The sequence below is a fragment of the Ideonella flava genome, assembly GCF_051857595.1.
Taxonomy (GTDB): domain Bacteria; phylum Pseudomonadota; class Gammaproteobacteria; order Burkholderiales; family Burkholderiaceae_C; genus Ideonella.
The window spans coordinates 333,057-346,944 of record NZ_JBPZHD010000001.1; the positions used below are offsets into that span (position 1 = coordinate 333,057).

The following is a 13,888-nucleotide window of genomic DNA, read 5'->3' on the forward strand; positions in this document are numbered from 1 at the left end:
CATCCATGGCGGCTCAGTCGATCGCGCCGGCGACCGCGCGCTGCGCGCCGGCATCGACCACTGCCAGAGCCGTCATGTTGACGATGCGCCGCACCGTTGACGACGGCGTCAGGATGTGCACCGGCCGCGCCGCCCCGAGCAGGATGGCGCCCACGGTGATGCCGTTGCCGGCCGCCACGCGCAGCAGGTTGTACGAGATGTTGGCCGCATCGACGTTCGGCATCACCAGCACGTTGGCCTCGGACCCCAGCTCCGAGTCCGGGAACTCGCGGTCGAGGATGGTCTTGGACAGCGCGGCGTCGCCACGCATTTCGCCTTCCACCGCGAGCTGCGGGTCACGCGCCTTGATGAGCACCAGCGCCTCGCGCATCTTGACGGCCGAGGCCGCGTCGGAGCTGCCGAAGCTCGAGTGCGACAGCAGCGCGACACTCGGCGTGACACCGAAGCGGCGCACCTCTTCGGCGGCCAGCAGTGCAATCTCGGCCACCTGCTCGGCGGTGGGATCCCGGTTGACGTGGGTGTCGAGGATGAACAGCTGGCGCCCGGGGAGCATCAGCATCTGCATCGCCGCGAGCGTCTGCGTGCCGGGCCGCAGCCCGATCACGTCGCGCACATGGCGGAGGTGATCGCTGTAGCTCCCGAAGGTGCCGCACAGCATCGCATCGGCCTTGCCCTGGCGCACCAGCATCGCGGCCAGCAGCGTGGCGCGGCTGCGCATCTCGACCCGGGCCACCGCGCGCGACACGCCTTCACGACGCTTGAGCTGGAAGTAGTCGTCGGCCGCATCGCCGTAGATCTTCGGATCGAGCAGGTTGACGATGTCGCAGTCCTTGCCGACCTGCAGTCTCAGGCCGAACTCCGACAGGCGTTGGGTGATGACCTCGGGCCGGCCGAGCAGCAACGGACGAGCCACGCCTTCGTCGACCACCACCTGCGCTGCGCGCAGCACCCGCTCGTCTTCGCCTTCCGCATAGACCACCTGCCTCGGCGAGCGCTTGGCGGCGGCGAACATCGGCTGCATGCTGCTGCCCGACTGGTACACGAACTGCGACATGCGCTGGCGGTAGGCGGGCATGTCGGTGATCGGGCGGGTCGCGACGCCGCTGTCCATCGCGGCCTGGGCGACCGCCGGCGCCACGACCTCGATGAGCCGCGGATCGAAAGGCTTGGGGATCAGGTAGTCGCGACCGAAGCGCAGGCCGGCCACACCGTAGGCCTGCGCGACGATCTCGGGGATCTCCTGATGCGTCAGCTCGGCGATGGCCCGCACGGCCGCGAGCTTCATCTCTTCATTGATGGTGGTGGCCCCGACGTCGAGCGCACCGCGGAAGATGAACGGGAAGCACAGGACGTTGTTGACCTGGTTCGGATAGTCCGAGCGGCCGGTGCCGATGACCGCGTCGGGCCGCACCGCGAGCGCCTCCTCCGGCATGATCTCCGGCACCGGGTTGGCCATCGCGAGGATGATCGGATCGCGGGCCATCGCCTTGACCATCTCGGTCGTCAGGACCCCGCCGGCCGAAAGCCCCAGGAAGACGTCTGCCTTCGGGATGATGTCGGCCAGAGTGCGGGCGCTGGTGTCTCGGGCATAGCGCGACTTGTTCGGGTCCATGCCCTCCTGGCGGCCGAGGTAGACCACGCCCTTCGCGTCGCTGACGAAGATGTTCTCCTTCTTCAGGCCCAGGCTCACCGCCAGGTCCAGGCACGCCAGCGCTGCGGCCCCGGCGCCCGAAGCCACCAGCTTGACCTCCGCGATGTTCTTGCCGACGTGCTTGAGGGCATTGAGGATCGCCGCCGCGGCGACGATCGCGGTGCCGTGCTGGTCGTCGTGGAAGACCGGGATCTTCATCCGCTCGCGCAGCCGGGTTTCGATGTAGAAGCACTCGGGCGCCTTGATGTCCTCGAGGTTGATGCCGCCGAAGGTCGGCTCCATCCGCGCGATGGTCTCGATCAGCGCATCGGGGTCGTTCTCGGCGAGCTCGATGTCGAACACGTCGATGCCGGCGAACTTCTTGAACAGGCACCCCTTGCCTTCCATCACCGGCTTGGCCGCGAGCGGGCCGATGTTGCCCAGGCCCAGCACCGCGGTGCCGTTCGTGATGACGGCCACCAGGTTGCTGCGGGCGGTCAGGTTGCCGGCCTCCTGCGGGTCTTCGGCGATGGCCATGCAGGCGTCGGCGACACCGGGCGAATAGGCGAGCGAAAGGTCGCGCGCCGTGGCCATCGCCTTGGTGGGCGTGACCGAGATCTTTCCCGGCGTCGGATAGCGGTGGTAGTCGAGGGCGGCTTCGCGAAGGTTCTCGGTCATGTCTGGAGTCTCCGGTGGTCTTGTCTGCAAGAAATTCAATGCGTGCGTGAAGCGGTCGAAGGCTCGGCATCGCGTGACAGCGCCTGCCTGACGCTCGCCAGGAAGGCGGCAGGCTGGTCGGCATGCACCCAGTGGCCGGCGTCCTCGATGACATCGACCTCGATGTCGGTGAACATCGGCCAGAACGACTCGCCATCACGCAGCGTCACGTAGTCGGAGTTCGCGCCGGCGATCACCTTCAAGGGCCCGGCAAAGCGGGCGCCCAGCAGCGCGCTAGGGAAGGAGCAAAGTGCCGGCATGGCGGCGCTGATGCCCATCAGGTTCAGCCGCCAGTCGAAGTGATCGTTGCGCGTCACCAGGTTCTGCATCAGGAAGGGCACGACGCCAGGATCCGGCACGCGCTGCTGCAGGCGCCGCTGCACCTCGGTGCGGCTGGCCGCCGCGAACACGTCGGCGCCCCGCATCGCCTCGGCAAACGGCGTCAGGGTGTCAGCGTAGGAAAGCGGCGCGATGTCGACCACGATCAGGCGGCTGACCAGCCCGGGGTGGCGCAGCGCCAGCGCCATGGCCGTCTTGCCGCCCATGCTGTGCCCCATCACCGCCGGGCGATCCAGGCCCAGGCGCTCGATGAGTTGCAGCACGTCGTCGGCCATCTCGAGGTAGTCCATCGAATCGGCCCAGGGAGACGCCCCGTGGTTGCGCAGGTCCACGCAGGTCACCGAGTGGCTGCCGGCCAGCTCTCGCGCGATGCCGCGCCAATTGCCGCTGGAGCCGAACAGGCCGTGCAGCACCACCAGCGGCGGGCCGGTGCCGACGGTTTCGCAGACCAGGTTGAGCGCCATGTGCCCTCCCCTTACTTCTTCTTCTGCGGCGGCAGGTCGGTGCAATGGCCTTCGAAGACCTCGGCCGTCATGCCTATCGATTCCCCCAGCGTCGGGTGGGGATGGATGGTCTTGCCGATGTCGGCCGGCTCGCAACCCATCTCGATCGCGAGGCAGACCTCGCTGATCAGGTCGCCGGCGTGGGTGCCCACGATGCCGCCGCCGACGACGCGGTGGGTGGCCTCGTCGAACAGCAGTTTCGTGAAGCCCTCATCGCGGCCGTTCGCGATGGCCCGGCCCGATGCCGCCCAGGGGAAGACCGCCTTGCCGATCTTCAAGCCCTCGGCCTTGCACTGCTCTTCGGTCTTGCCGGCCCAGGCCACCTCGGGATCGGTGTAGGCCACCGACGGGATCTGTCGCGCATCGAAGAAGGCCGCTTCGCCATGCGCCGCTTCGGCCGCCACGTGCGCCTCGTGCACCGCCTTGTGGGCCAGCATGGGCTGGCCGACGATGTCGCCGATGGCGAAGATGTGCGGCACGTTGGTGCGCATCTGCTTGTCGACGTTGATGAAGCCGCGGTCGGTGACCGCGACGCCCGCCTTCTCGGCGGCGATCTTCTTGCCGTTGGGGCTGCGGCCCACCGCCACCAGCACCAGGTCGTAGAGCTGCGGCTCGGGGGGAGCCTTCTCGCCTTCGAAGCTGACCTCGATGCCGGACTTCGTCGCCTTCGCGCCGACGGTCTTGGTCTTGAGCATGACCTTGTCGAAGCGCGAGGCGTTGAACTTCTCCCAGACCTTGACGAGGTCGCGGTCGGCGCCCTGCATCAGGCCGTCGAGCATCTCGACCACGTCGATCCGCGTGCCCAGCGTCGAGTAGACCGTCGCCATCTCCAGGCCGATGATCCCGCCGCCGACGACGAGCATGCGCTTGGGGATGCCCTTGAGCAGCAAGGCGCCGGTCGAATCGACGACGCGTTCGTCTTCGGGCATGAAGGGCAGCTTCATCGCCTGCGAGCCGGCGGCGATGATGGCCTTGGCGAACCTGACGATCTTCTTGCCACCGTCGGCGGCGACGACCTCGAGATGGTGCGGATCGAGGAAGCTGCCGACGCCCGTCACGACCTCGACCTTGCGCGCCTTGGCCATGCCGGCCAGGCCGCCGGTGAGCTTCTTGACGACGCCGTCCTTGAAGCCGCGCAAGGCATCCACGTCGACCTCGGGCGCGGCGTACCTGATGCCGTGGTGGCCCAGCGACTTCACCTCGTCCATCACGCTGGCGGTGTGCAGCAGCGCCTTCGAGGGGATGCAGCCCACGTTCAGGCAGACCCCGCCCAGCGTCGAATAGCGTTCGACGAGCACCGTCTTCATGCCGATGTCGGCACTGCGAAACGCGGCGGAGTAACCGCCGGGGCCGGCGCCGAGCACCAGCATCTCGCACTCGATGTCGGCCTGGCCGGCAAAGCTCGCCGCCGTCGGGGCGGGAACCGCGGCTGCGGCCGGAGCAGAAGCAGCCGGAGCGGGCGCAGATGCCTTGGCGGGCGCAGGTGCCGCCGCGCCGCTCGCCTCCACCACGAGGATCACCGACCCTTCGCTGACCTTGTCGCCGAGCTTGACCTTCAGCTCCTTGACCGTGCCGGCGTGGCTCGACGGGATCTCCATCGAAGCCTTGTCCGACTCGACCATGATCAGCGCGGTCTCGGCCGCGATCACCTCGCCGGGCTTGACCAGCAGCTCGATGACGGCAACGTCCTTGAAGTCGCCGATGTCCGGGACTTTGACTTCCACGAGTTGTGCCATTGCAGAAGGCCCTTCAGAACAGCACGCGCCGCAGATCGGCGAGCACGTTGGCGAAATGCACGTTGAATCGCGCCGCGGCGGCGCCGTCGATCACGCGGTGGTCCCAGGACAGGGACAGCGGCAGGATCAGGCGCGACTGGTACTGCTTGCCGTCGGTGGAGACCTGCTTCCAGTAGCTCTTGCACACGCCCATGATCGAGACCTCGGGGGCGTTGATGATGGGCGTGAAGTAGATGCCGCCGATGCCGCCGAGCGAGCTGATGGTGAAGGTGCCGCCCTGCATCTGGTCGGGCTTGAGCTTGCCTTCGCGCGCCAGCTTGGCGAGCTCGCCCATCTCCTTGGCGATGTCGGGCACGGTCTTCTTGTCGACGTCGCGGATGACCGGCACCATCAGCCCGTTCGGCGTGTCGGCGGCGAAGCCGATGTGCCAGTAGTTCTTCAGCACCAGCGCATCGCCATCCAGGCTGGCGTTGAACTCGGGGAACTTCTTCAGCGCAGACACCGCCGCCTTCATCATGAACGGCAGCATGCTGAGCTTGACGCCCGACTTCTCCAGCTCCTTGTTCATCTGCACGCGGAACTGCTCGAGCTCGGTGATGTCGGCCTCGTCGTGGGTCGTCACATGCGGGATGACGACCCAGTTGCGGTGCAGGTTGGCGCCCGAGATCTTCTTGATGCGCGACATCTCCTTGCGCTCGACCGGGCCGAACTTGGAGAAGTCGACCTTGGGCCAGGGCAGCAGGTCGAGTCCGCCGCCACCACCCGCGGACGCGGAGGCAGCCTTGGCCGGCGCGGGCGAGGCCGCCGAGCCGCCGCCCTTGGCGAAGGCCTCGACATCCTCGCGCGTGATGCGGCCGTGGTCGCCGCTGCCCTTGACCCTGCCGAGGTCGACACCGCGCTCGCGCGCCAGCTTGCGCACGGCCGGGCCGGCGTAGGCCAGCGCGAAGCCGGCCTCGTCGACGGTGCCGGCGGTGCTGGTTGCCGATGCGGACGCTGCCGGTGCAGCGGCAGCCGCCGCGACCGCCGCTGCAGCAGGAGGCGCCGCCGTCGCTTCGCCCGTGGCCAGCGACAGGATCACCGAGCCCTCGCTGACCTTGTCGCCGACCTTCACCGTGATCGCCTTGACAACCCCCGACAGCGGCGCCGGGACGTCCATCGTCGCCTTGTCGGATTCGAGCGAGACGAGCGGATCCTCCGCCTTCACCGTGTCGCCGACCTTGACGAAGATCTCGATGACCGGCACGTCAGTGAAATCGCCGATGTCGGGCACGCGCACGTCCGCCACACCGGCCGGTGCGTTGACGGCGGAAGGCGGCGCCGTGACGCTGGGCTTGGCCGCCTCGGCCGGTGCGACCGGGGCCGCGACCCCGTTGTCGGCATCGAAGACCATGATCACGCTGCCTTCGCTGACCTTGTCGCCCACCTTGACCGAGATGGACTTCACCTTGCCGCCGCGCGGCGCCGGCACGTCCATCGTCGCCTTGTCGGATTCGAGCGAGACCAGCGGGTCCTCGGCCTTCACCGTGTCGCCGGGCTTGACGAAGATCTCGATCACCGGCACGTCCTTGAAGTCGCCGATGTCGGGCACTTGAATATCGATCGATTGACTCATGTCGCGCCTCAGACAGTCCAGGGGGCCGCACGCTCGGCATCGAGGCCGTACTTGGTGATTGCTTCAGCCACCACCGAAGGCTTGATGACGCCGTCGTCGGCCAGCGCCTTCAGCGCGGCCACCGTCACGTGCCAGCGGTCGACCTCGAAGAAGCGGCGCAGCTTGCGCCGGTAGTCGCTGCGGCCGAAGCCGTCCGTGCCGAGCACGGTGTAGCGACGCCCCGCGGCCTGCACCTGCTCGCGCACCTGGTCGGCGTAGTTGCGCATGTAGTCGGTGGCGGCGATGACCGGGCCCTCGTGCCCTTCGAGGCAGGCCTCGACATGGCTCTTGCGCGCCGCCTCGGTCGGGTGCAGCCGGTTCCATCGCTCCACCGCCATGCCGTCGCGGCGCAGCTCGTTGAAGCTGGTGGCGCTCCACACATCGGCGGCGATGCCGAAGTCGCTCTTCAGCAGCTCGGCCGCGAACATCACTTCGCGCAGGATGGTGCCGCTGCCCATCAGCTGCACGCGCTGGCCCTTCTTCTTTCCTGTTTCGGGCGTTTTGCCGCCGTCGCTGAGCAAGTACAGCCCCTTGAGGATGCCCACCTCGCTGCCCTCGGGCATGCCGGGGTGCGGGTAGTTCTCGTTCATCAGGGTGACGTAGTAGTACACGTCCTCCTGCTCGGCATACATGCGCCGCATGCCGTCGCGGATGATGGTGACGACCTCGTACGCGAAGGTCGGGTCGTAGGAGATGCAGTTGGGGATGGTGCCGGCGAGGATGTGGCTGTGGCCGTCCTCGTGCTGCAGGCCTTCGCCATTGAGCGTGGTGCGCCCCGCCGTGCCGCCGAGCAGGAAGCCGCGGGCGCGGATGTCGCCGGCCAGCCAGGCGAGGTCGCCCACGCGCTGCAGCCCGAACATCGAGTAGTAGATGTAGAACGGGATCATCGGCACGTTGTTCGTGCTGTACGAGGTGGCCGCGACGATCCAGCTCGACATCGCGCCGCCTTCGTTGATGCCCTCCTGCAGCACCTGGCCGTCCTTGGACTCGCGGTAGTACATCAGCTGGTCGGCGTCCTGCGGCTTGTAGAGCTGGCCGAGCGAGGACCAGATGCCGAGCTGGCGGAACATGCCTTCCATGCCGAAGGTGCGAGACTCGTCCGGCACGATGGGCACGACGTGCTTGCCGATCGCCTTGTCGCGCACCAGCGTGCCAAGCATTTGAACGAAGGCCATCGTGGTCGAGATCTCGCGCTCGCCGGTGTCCTTCAGCAGGCGGTCGAATGCGGCCAGCGGCGGGATCTCGAGCGCGGCCGACTGGCGCCGCCGCTGCGGCAGGTAGCCGCCCAGCGCCGCACGCCGCTCCTGCAGGTACTTCATCTCCGGGCTGTCTTCGGGCAGCTTGATGAAGGGCACGTTCGGCAGCTCTTCATCGGTGACCGGGATCTGGAACCGGTCGCGGAAGTTGCGCAGCGCGTCCTGCGTCATCTTCTTGGCCTGGTGCGCGATCATCTGCCCCTCGCCCGACTCGCCCATGCCGTAGCCCTTGACCGTCTTCGGCAGGATCAGCGTCGGCTGGCCGGTGTGCTTGACCGCGGCGGCGTAGGCAGCGAAGACCTTCACCGGGTCGTGGCCGCCGCGCGTCAGGCCCCAGATCTCGTCATCGCTCATGTCGGCGACCAGCGCGCGGGTCTCTTCGTACTTGCCGAAGAAGTGCTCGCGAACATACGCGCCGCTCTTGCTCTTGAAGTCCTGGTACTCGCCGTCGACGCACTCCTCCATGCGCTGCAGCAGCTTGCCGCTCTTGTCCCTGGCGAGCAGCGCATCCCAGCCGCTGCCCCACAGCACCTTGATGACGTTCCAGCCGGCGCCGCGGAACACGCTCTCGAGTTCCTGCACGATCTTGCCGTTGCCGCGCACCGGGCCGTCCAGGCGCTGCAGGTTGCAGTTGATGACGAAGACGAGGTTGTCCAGGTTCTCGCGGCCGGCCAGCGAGATCGCGCCCAGCGACTCGGGCTCGTCCATCTCGCCGTCGCCCATGAAGGCCCAGACCTTGCGCGGCGCCGTGTCGGCGAGACCCCGGCCATGCAGGTACTTCAGGAAGCGCGCCTGGTAGATCGCCATCAGCGGGCCGAGGCCCATGGAGACGGTCGGGAACTGCCAGAAGTCAGGCATCAGCCAGGGGTGCGGGTACGACGGCAGGCCGTGGCCCTCGGTCTCCTGGCGGTAGTTCAGCAGCTGCGCCTCGGTCAGCCGCCCTTCGAGGAAAGCGCGTGCGTAGATTCCGGGCGAGCTGTGACCCTGGATGAACAGCAGGTCGCCGCCGTGGGTGTCGGTCGGCGCATGCCAGAAGTGGCCGAAGCCGATGTCGTACAGCGTCGCCGCCGACTGGAAGCTCGCGATGTGGCCGCCGAGCTCGGACGAATCCTTGTTGGCTCTCAGGATGATCGCCATCGCGTTCCAGCGGATGATGGAACGCAGCCGGTGCTCCATCGCCCGGTCGCCGCTGCTCTTCTCCTCGCGTTCGGGCGGGATGGTGTTGCAGTAGGCCGTGGTCAGCGATCGCGGCACATAGACGCCTGCCCGCCGGCCTTCATCCACCAGCCGGTTGATGAGGTAGTTGGTGCGTCCGTTGCCGCGGTGCTGCTGGACCGCGCTCAGTGCGTCGACCCATTCACCCGTTTCGATGGGGTCGACGTCGCCCGTCGTGCTCATGTGCCGGTCTCCTGTGAGTCATGGTCTGGTCCGCACCTGCCGATGCGGCCAGCCCCTCTATTCGCAACTCACATGCCACGTGACGCAGTGCCGGACGACTCGTCTAAGTCATTGATTTGATTGAGACCGACCCCGCGACGACGCCGGCGGCCGCCGGGCCTCCGGCTTTGTGACCGATCGCTCGTCCGGCCCCCCGGCGGGACTTCTCAGAGCAAACCCTGTGACGCCATCGCGGCCGGGCCGCGCGAGGAACGTGTGGATCGGAGAGCGGTGGGGGGGCGATCACTTTCAGGGTCCGGGGCGTGCGGGCGGCGCGAGGCGACTGCGAACAGCCACCATCCACCGGCCGGCGTCACCACGCCACGTGCGCGGCCGTGAGCAACTTCCAGGCTCCCGCCAGGATCAGCCCGACGCCCAGCAGCAGGCTCAATCGATCGCCGCGCGGCGCCATCTTTTCGACCGCGACTACGATCGACAGTGCGGCGATCCAGGCGATGTTCATCACGCCGCCGACGAACAGCAAGACCATCACGGCCCAGCAACATCCGGCACAGAACAGGCCGTGCCGGATGCCCATGCGGAAGGCGCCGGCAGCCCCGGCCCGCCACTCGCCCATCAGGAAGCCGAACGGGGTCCGGCAGCGTGCCAGGCACATCTTCTTGAGCGGCGAGAACTGGTAGATGCCGGCGATGGCCAGCAGCACGCCATCGAGCGTCGGGGACGTGCTCACGACCATCGGGTCGACCCAGCGCAGCGCCTGAAATCCCCACTGCAACGCGGTCGCCCCGGCGCTGAAGACTGTCCACACCAGGAGGTAGGCCGCCACGAACAGGCGTGCCCTTCCCTGCTCGCCCGCCTGCACGCTCACGTGCGCAAAGGTCACGATCATCGGCAGTGCCGAGGGCAGCATCATCGCGGCCATCATCACCGACCACATCGCGAAGATCGCCAGTGCGTTGGACCCATGCCAGTGGGCGGTCGCCGGCATCGTGAGCCGGACCCATGGATGCCCCATGTCGACGGCCATCCACACCAGGCACGCCCAGCCCGCGACGGCGGCCGCCACGATCAGCAGCGTCGGCCGCAGTGCGCTCGTCCACAGGTCGCCCCGGCGGGGCGACGGGCTGGTTTTCACCTGCACGGCTCCTTGTTCGGCCGCCGGCCCGGCGGCTTGCAGATTGCCAGTGGCCCGCCTATCCTGCCAGTTCCTTTTCACAAGGAGGCGGTCATGTCTTGGCAAATCTCGGGGCAGTACATGGAGACTTGCAATTGCACGCTGCTGTGTCCTTGCATCTACACCAATCTCGCGGGGCGCCCCACGGAAGGCGAATGCAAGGTCGCGCTGGCCATGCGCGTGGACAAGGGTGCCAAGGACGGCGTCGCGCTCGACGGCGTGAAGTTCATGGTGGTGATGTATTCGCCGGGGCCGATGGGCGACGGCAACCTCACCGTCGGGCTCATCATCGATTCGGCCGCCTCGCCAGCGCAGGCCGAAGCGATCGGCGCCATCGCCACCGGCCAGGCCGGCGGGCCGCTGGCGGCGCTCGGTCCGCTGATCGGGAAGGTGGCCGGCCTGGAAAGACAGCCGATCACGTTCGAAATGAACGGCATGACCCGTTCGTCCCGCGCCGGCGACCTTGTCGAACAGGTCTGCGAGGGCCTGCCTGGCGGCAATGCCGATGAGCCCATGAGCCTGGACAACACCCCCCACCCCATCGCCAGCCGGCTGGCGCTGGCCAAGGCCATCCGCAGCAAGTTCCAGGCATTCGGCATCCGCTGGGACGACAGCACCGGAACGCGCAACGGGCACTTCGCGCCATTCGCCTGGAGCGGTTGAACGCCCGCCCCCGGCACCACGCTCCCACCCGCCATGCACCAAGGCTCCTGCCACTGCGGCGCCGTCCGCCTGCGCCTTCCTTCGACTCCTGCCGTCGCAACGCAATGCAACTGCTCGCTGTGCCGGCGAATAGGCGGTCCGTGGGTCTACTTCGAGTTCGGCACCGTCGAGATCGAAGGTCATCCAGAACACACGGCGGCCTATGTGCAAGGGGACCGCACGCTGAGCACCATCCACTGCCGCACCTGCGGCTGCGTCACGCACTGGGAGCCGCTGCCCCCGACGCCCGGGGCGCGGCACGGGGTGAATCTCGGCAACTTCGATCCGGCCCTGATCGCCTCGGTGCGGGTGCGCAGATTCGACGGCGCGGACACCTGGACGTTCCTCGACGACTGAGCAGCAGCACGAAGACCAGCCGGCGGCGCCGGTCACGGCAGCCTATGATGGCCTTGCCTACCGAAGCGAAGCGAAGCGATGTCGAGCGACGCTACCGACACGACCATTGCGCTGGGCGGATTCACCTTCGCCACCGTGCGGCTCGAGTTGCGCGATCCATCCGGGGCGCTGGTCGAGTTGCGCGCGCAGGCGCTGGCGGTGCTGCGCTACCTCGCCACGCAGCGGAACCATGTCGTCACCCGGGACGAACTCATGCGCGCAGTGTGGGGCGACGTCATCGTCACCGACGGCAGCCTCGCGCAATGCGTCGCCGAGATCCGGCGCGCCCTTGGTGACACCGCCCACAGCATCGTGCAGACGGTGCCCAAACGCGGCTACCGCCTGATGAGCGAGGGCGCCGCCGCAACGGCCGCGCCCGCCCCTGCGGGCGGCTTCGAGCAAGTCATCGGCTTCGCTACTGGCGCCGACGGCGCTCGCATCGCCTACGCGGCAAGCGGCGAAGGCCCGATCCTGTTGCGCGCGCCGCACTGGATGACTCACCTCGACTGGGACTGGCGCAGCCTCGTCTACGGACCGTGGATTGAAGGCTTGTCGCAGCGCTTCCGCCTGGTGCGCTATGACGGCCGCAACTGGGGGCTGTCGGATCGCGGCGTGGCGCCGGCGACGCTGGAGCGCTCGACATCCGATATGGCAGCGGTAGCCGACGCGGCCGGGCTCGGCCGATTTGCGCTGCTTGGCGTCTCGGGCGGCGGGGCGATCGCGATCCGGTTTGCAGCGCTGCACCCCGAGCGCGTCAGCCATCTCGTGCTGGTCGGCTGCTGCGCACGGGGTGGTCTGAGGCGCGGCGCGGCGTCGATCACTGCCCAGCATCTCGATGCCTACTGTCGACTCATCGAAGACGGTTGGGCACAAGACAACGCAGCGTTTCGCCAGATCATGACCTCCCAGATGTACCCGGGCGCCAGCGCGGATGAGATGCATTCGTTCAACGAGATGCAACGGGTCGCCTGCACGCCACAGGAGGCGGCGAACATCCGGCGCCTGGTCGCCGACTACGATGCCAGCGAGCACCTGCCCGATGTTCGTTGCCCGACATTGGTCTTGCACAACCCGCACGACGCGATGGTTCCGTTCGAGGAAAGCCGGCTTGTCGCGTCGAGCATTGCCGGTGCGCGGCTGGTGCCTTTTGACAGCCCGAACCATGTGCCGCTGTGCGGTGAGGCGGCGTTCGCGCAGATGAATCGCCTGATCGACGAGTTCGTGCTCGGCGATGCCCCGGCGAAGATCGGCGCGCACACATCGAACAACACCGCCGGCGCCACGGCACTGCCGATCGTCGCCTCCCGAAGGCGCTGAGCGCCTGACGCAGCCACGGTCCGGGCCGGACCGTGCTTGAGGTTTTCTTCGCGGAAATTTCAACACGCTCTAAAGACTCGCGCGCTCCCCAGGCATAGCTTGTTGGTCGTCCCAAGCACGACCTGAAGGATGGCCACGATGTCTACATTCCGATGGACCTGGGCGACGGCTGTCAGCACCGCAGCATCGCTGATGGTCGTTGTCGCCTGCACCAGCTTTCCTGGCGCGGTTCGCCACGCCGACGTGAACGGCGCGCGCCTTGCCTATGTCGAGCAGGGCAATGGCCCCACAGTCGTCCTGGTACACGGTTCGATTGCCGACCACCGAACCTGGGACCGGCAGCGCGCACTGCTGGCCGGGCAGTACCACGTCGTCGCCTACACCCAGCGCTACTTCGGCACCGAGCCCTGGCGCCCTGAATGGCCGAAGATCGGCGTACCGGTGCAGTCCGACGATCTGGCCGGGTTCATCCGCAGCCTGCGTGCCGGCCCGGTGCACCTGGTGGGCTGGTCGTCCGGCGGCGTCGTCGCGCTCAACGTGGCATTGCAGCACCCAGAACTCGTGAGGAGCGCATTCGTCTATGAACCTCCCGTCGCGAGCGTCGTCACCGAAGAGGCCGACCGCAAGGCGGTGGCAGAGGATCGCGACGCGGCATTCACGCCGGCGGTGAAGGCGCTTCGTGCGGGCGACAACGTGGCGGCACTGCGTCTGGTTCTCGATGCCGTGGACAACCGCAGCGGTGCGCTGGATGGCTGGCCGAAGGCGGAACAGGCGGTGACCATCGACAACGCGCGGACGTTGCCATTGGAGTTCTTCGACTCGGATCCGACGCCTCCCATCGCTTGCGCACAACTCGGCCAATTGAAGCCCGTGGTCGTTGTCGCGCGAGGCGAGTTGACGCGGGTGTCATACCGCCTCATGGCGGATGCGACGGCAAGATGCATCGGCGGCAGTCGGCATGTCGTCGTACCGGGCGCTCGCCACCTTTGGCCGGCAGACCAACCGCAAGCCTTCAGTGAAGCGGTGATGCTCTTTCTGAGGCAGCAGCGGTGAAGGCGCCCGCAACAGG

Annotated in this window: 10 protein-coding genes; 4 read left to right on the forward strand and 6 right to left on the reverse strand. The window is 67.6% G+C overall.

All coding sequences use genetic code 11. The features are described 5' to 3' along the window. Positions 1 to 13: 13 nt before the first annotated feature. The 6 genes from ACS5PM_RS01545 to ACS5PM_RS01570 form a co-directional block, all read right to left on the reverse strand. Positions 14 to 2,308 carry an NADP-dependent malic enzyme gene (locus tag ACS5PM_RS01545; RefSeq protein WP_439384703.1) on the reverse strand — a complete coding sequence of 765 codons (2,295 nt, stop codon included), beginning with the start codon at positions 2,306 to 2,308 and terminating at the stop codon, positions 14 to 16. Between the two features lie 35 nt (positions 2,309 to 2,343). After that, the gene (locus tag ACS5PM_RS01550) at positions 2,344 to 3,150 is read right to left on the reverse strand and encodes an alpha/beta fold hydrolase (RefSeq protein ID WP_439384706.1); all 807 of its coding nucleotides are present in this window, start codon (positions 3,148 to 3,150) and stop codon (positions 2,344 to 2,346) included. An 11-nt stretch (positions 3,151 to 3,161) separates the two neighbouring features. Next, positions 3,162 to 4,925 (reverse strand): dihydrolipoyl dehydrogenase, encoded by a 1,764-nt coding sequence (gene lpdA, locus ACS5PM_RS01555; protein ID WP_439384708.1) that lies wholly within the window; start codon positions 4,923 to 4,925, stop codon positions 3,162 to 3,164. A gap of 13 nt (positions 4,926 to 4,938) precedes the next feature. Then, entirely contained in the window at positions 4,939 to 6,537 is a 1,599-nt protein-coding gene (aceF, locus tag ACS5PM_RS01560; protein ID WP_439384710.1) for a dihydrolipoyllysine-residue acetyltransferase, read from the reverse strand. 8 nt (positions 6,538 to 6,545) lie between these two features. Further along, a complete protein-coding gene (gene aceE, locus ACS5PM_RS01565; RefSeq protein WP_439384712.1) occupies positions 6,546 to 9,230 on the reverse strand; it encodes a pyruvate dehydrogenase (acetyl-transferring), homodimeric type in 2,685 nt (894 codons plus the stop codon). 352 nt (positions 9,231 to 9,582) lie between these two features. Next, on the reverse strand, positions 9,583 to 10,365 hold the full coding sequence (locus ACS5PM_RS01570; RefSeq protein WP_439384714.1) for a DUF2182 domain-containing protein: 783 nt from the start codon (positions 10,363 to 10,365) through the stop codon (positions 9,583 to 9,585). A 93-nt stretch (positions 10,366 to 10,458) separates the two neighbouring features. On the opposite strand from ACS5PM_RS01570, the gene ACS5PM_RS01575 reads away from it, so the two are divergent. The 4 genes from ACS5PM_RS01575 to ACS5PM_RS01590 all read left to right on the forward strand — a co-directional run bounded on the left by ACS5PM_RS01575 (position 10,459) and on the right by ACS5PM_RS01590 (position 13,872). Continuing rightward, positions 10,459 to 11,067 carry a DUF1326 domain-containing protein gene (locus tag ACS5PM_RS01575; RefSeq protein ID WP_439384716.1) on the forward strand — a complete coding sequence of 203 codons (609 nt, stop codon included), beginning with the start codon at positions 10,459 to 10,461 and terminating at the stop codon, positions 11,065 to 11,067. Positions 11,068 to 11,100: 33 nt separating this feature from the next. Continuing rightward, positions 11,101 to 11,463, forward strand: a complete 363-nt coding sequence (locus ACS5PM_RS01580) for a GFA family protein (RefSeq protein ID WP_439384718.1) — start codon at positions 11,101 to 11,103, stop codon at positions 11,461 to 11,463. Positions 11,464 to 11,541: 78 nt separating this feature from the next. Next, positions 11,542 to 12,819, forward strand: a complete 1,278-nt coding sequence (locus ACS5PM_RS01585) for an alpha/beta hydrolase (protein WP_439384720.1) — start codon at positions 11,542 to 11,544, stop codon at positions 12,817 to 12,819. A 192-nt stretch (positions 12,820 to 13,011) separates the two neighbouring features. Beyond that, positions 13,012 to 13,872: an alpha/beta fold hydrolase gene (locus tag ACS5PM_RS01590; protein WP_439384722.1), complete on the forward strand. Its 861-nt coding sequence runs from the start codon at positions 13,012 to 13,014 to the stop codon at positions 13,870 to 13,872. Positions 13,873 to 13,888 lie beyond the last annotated feature (16 nt).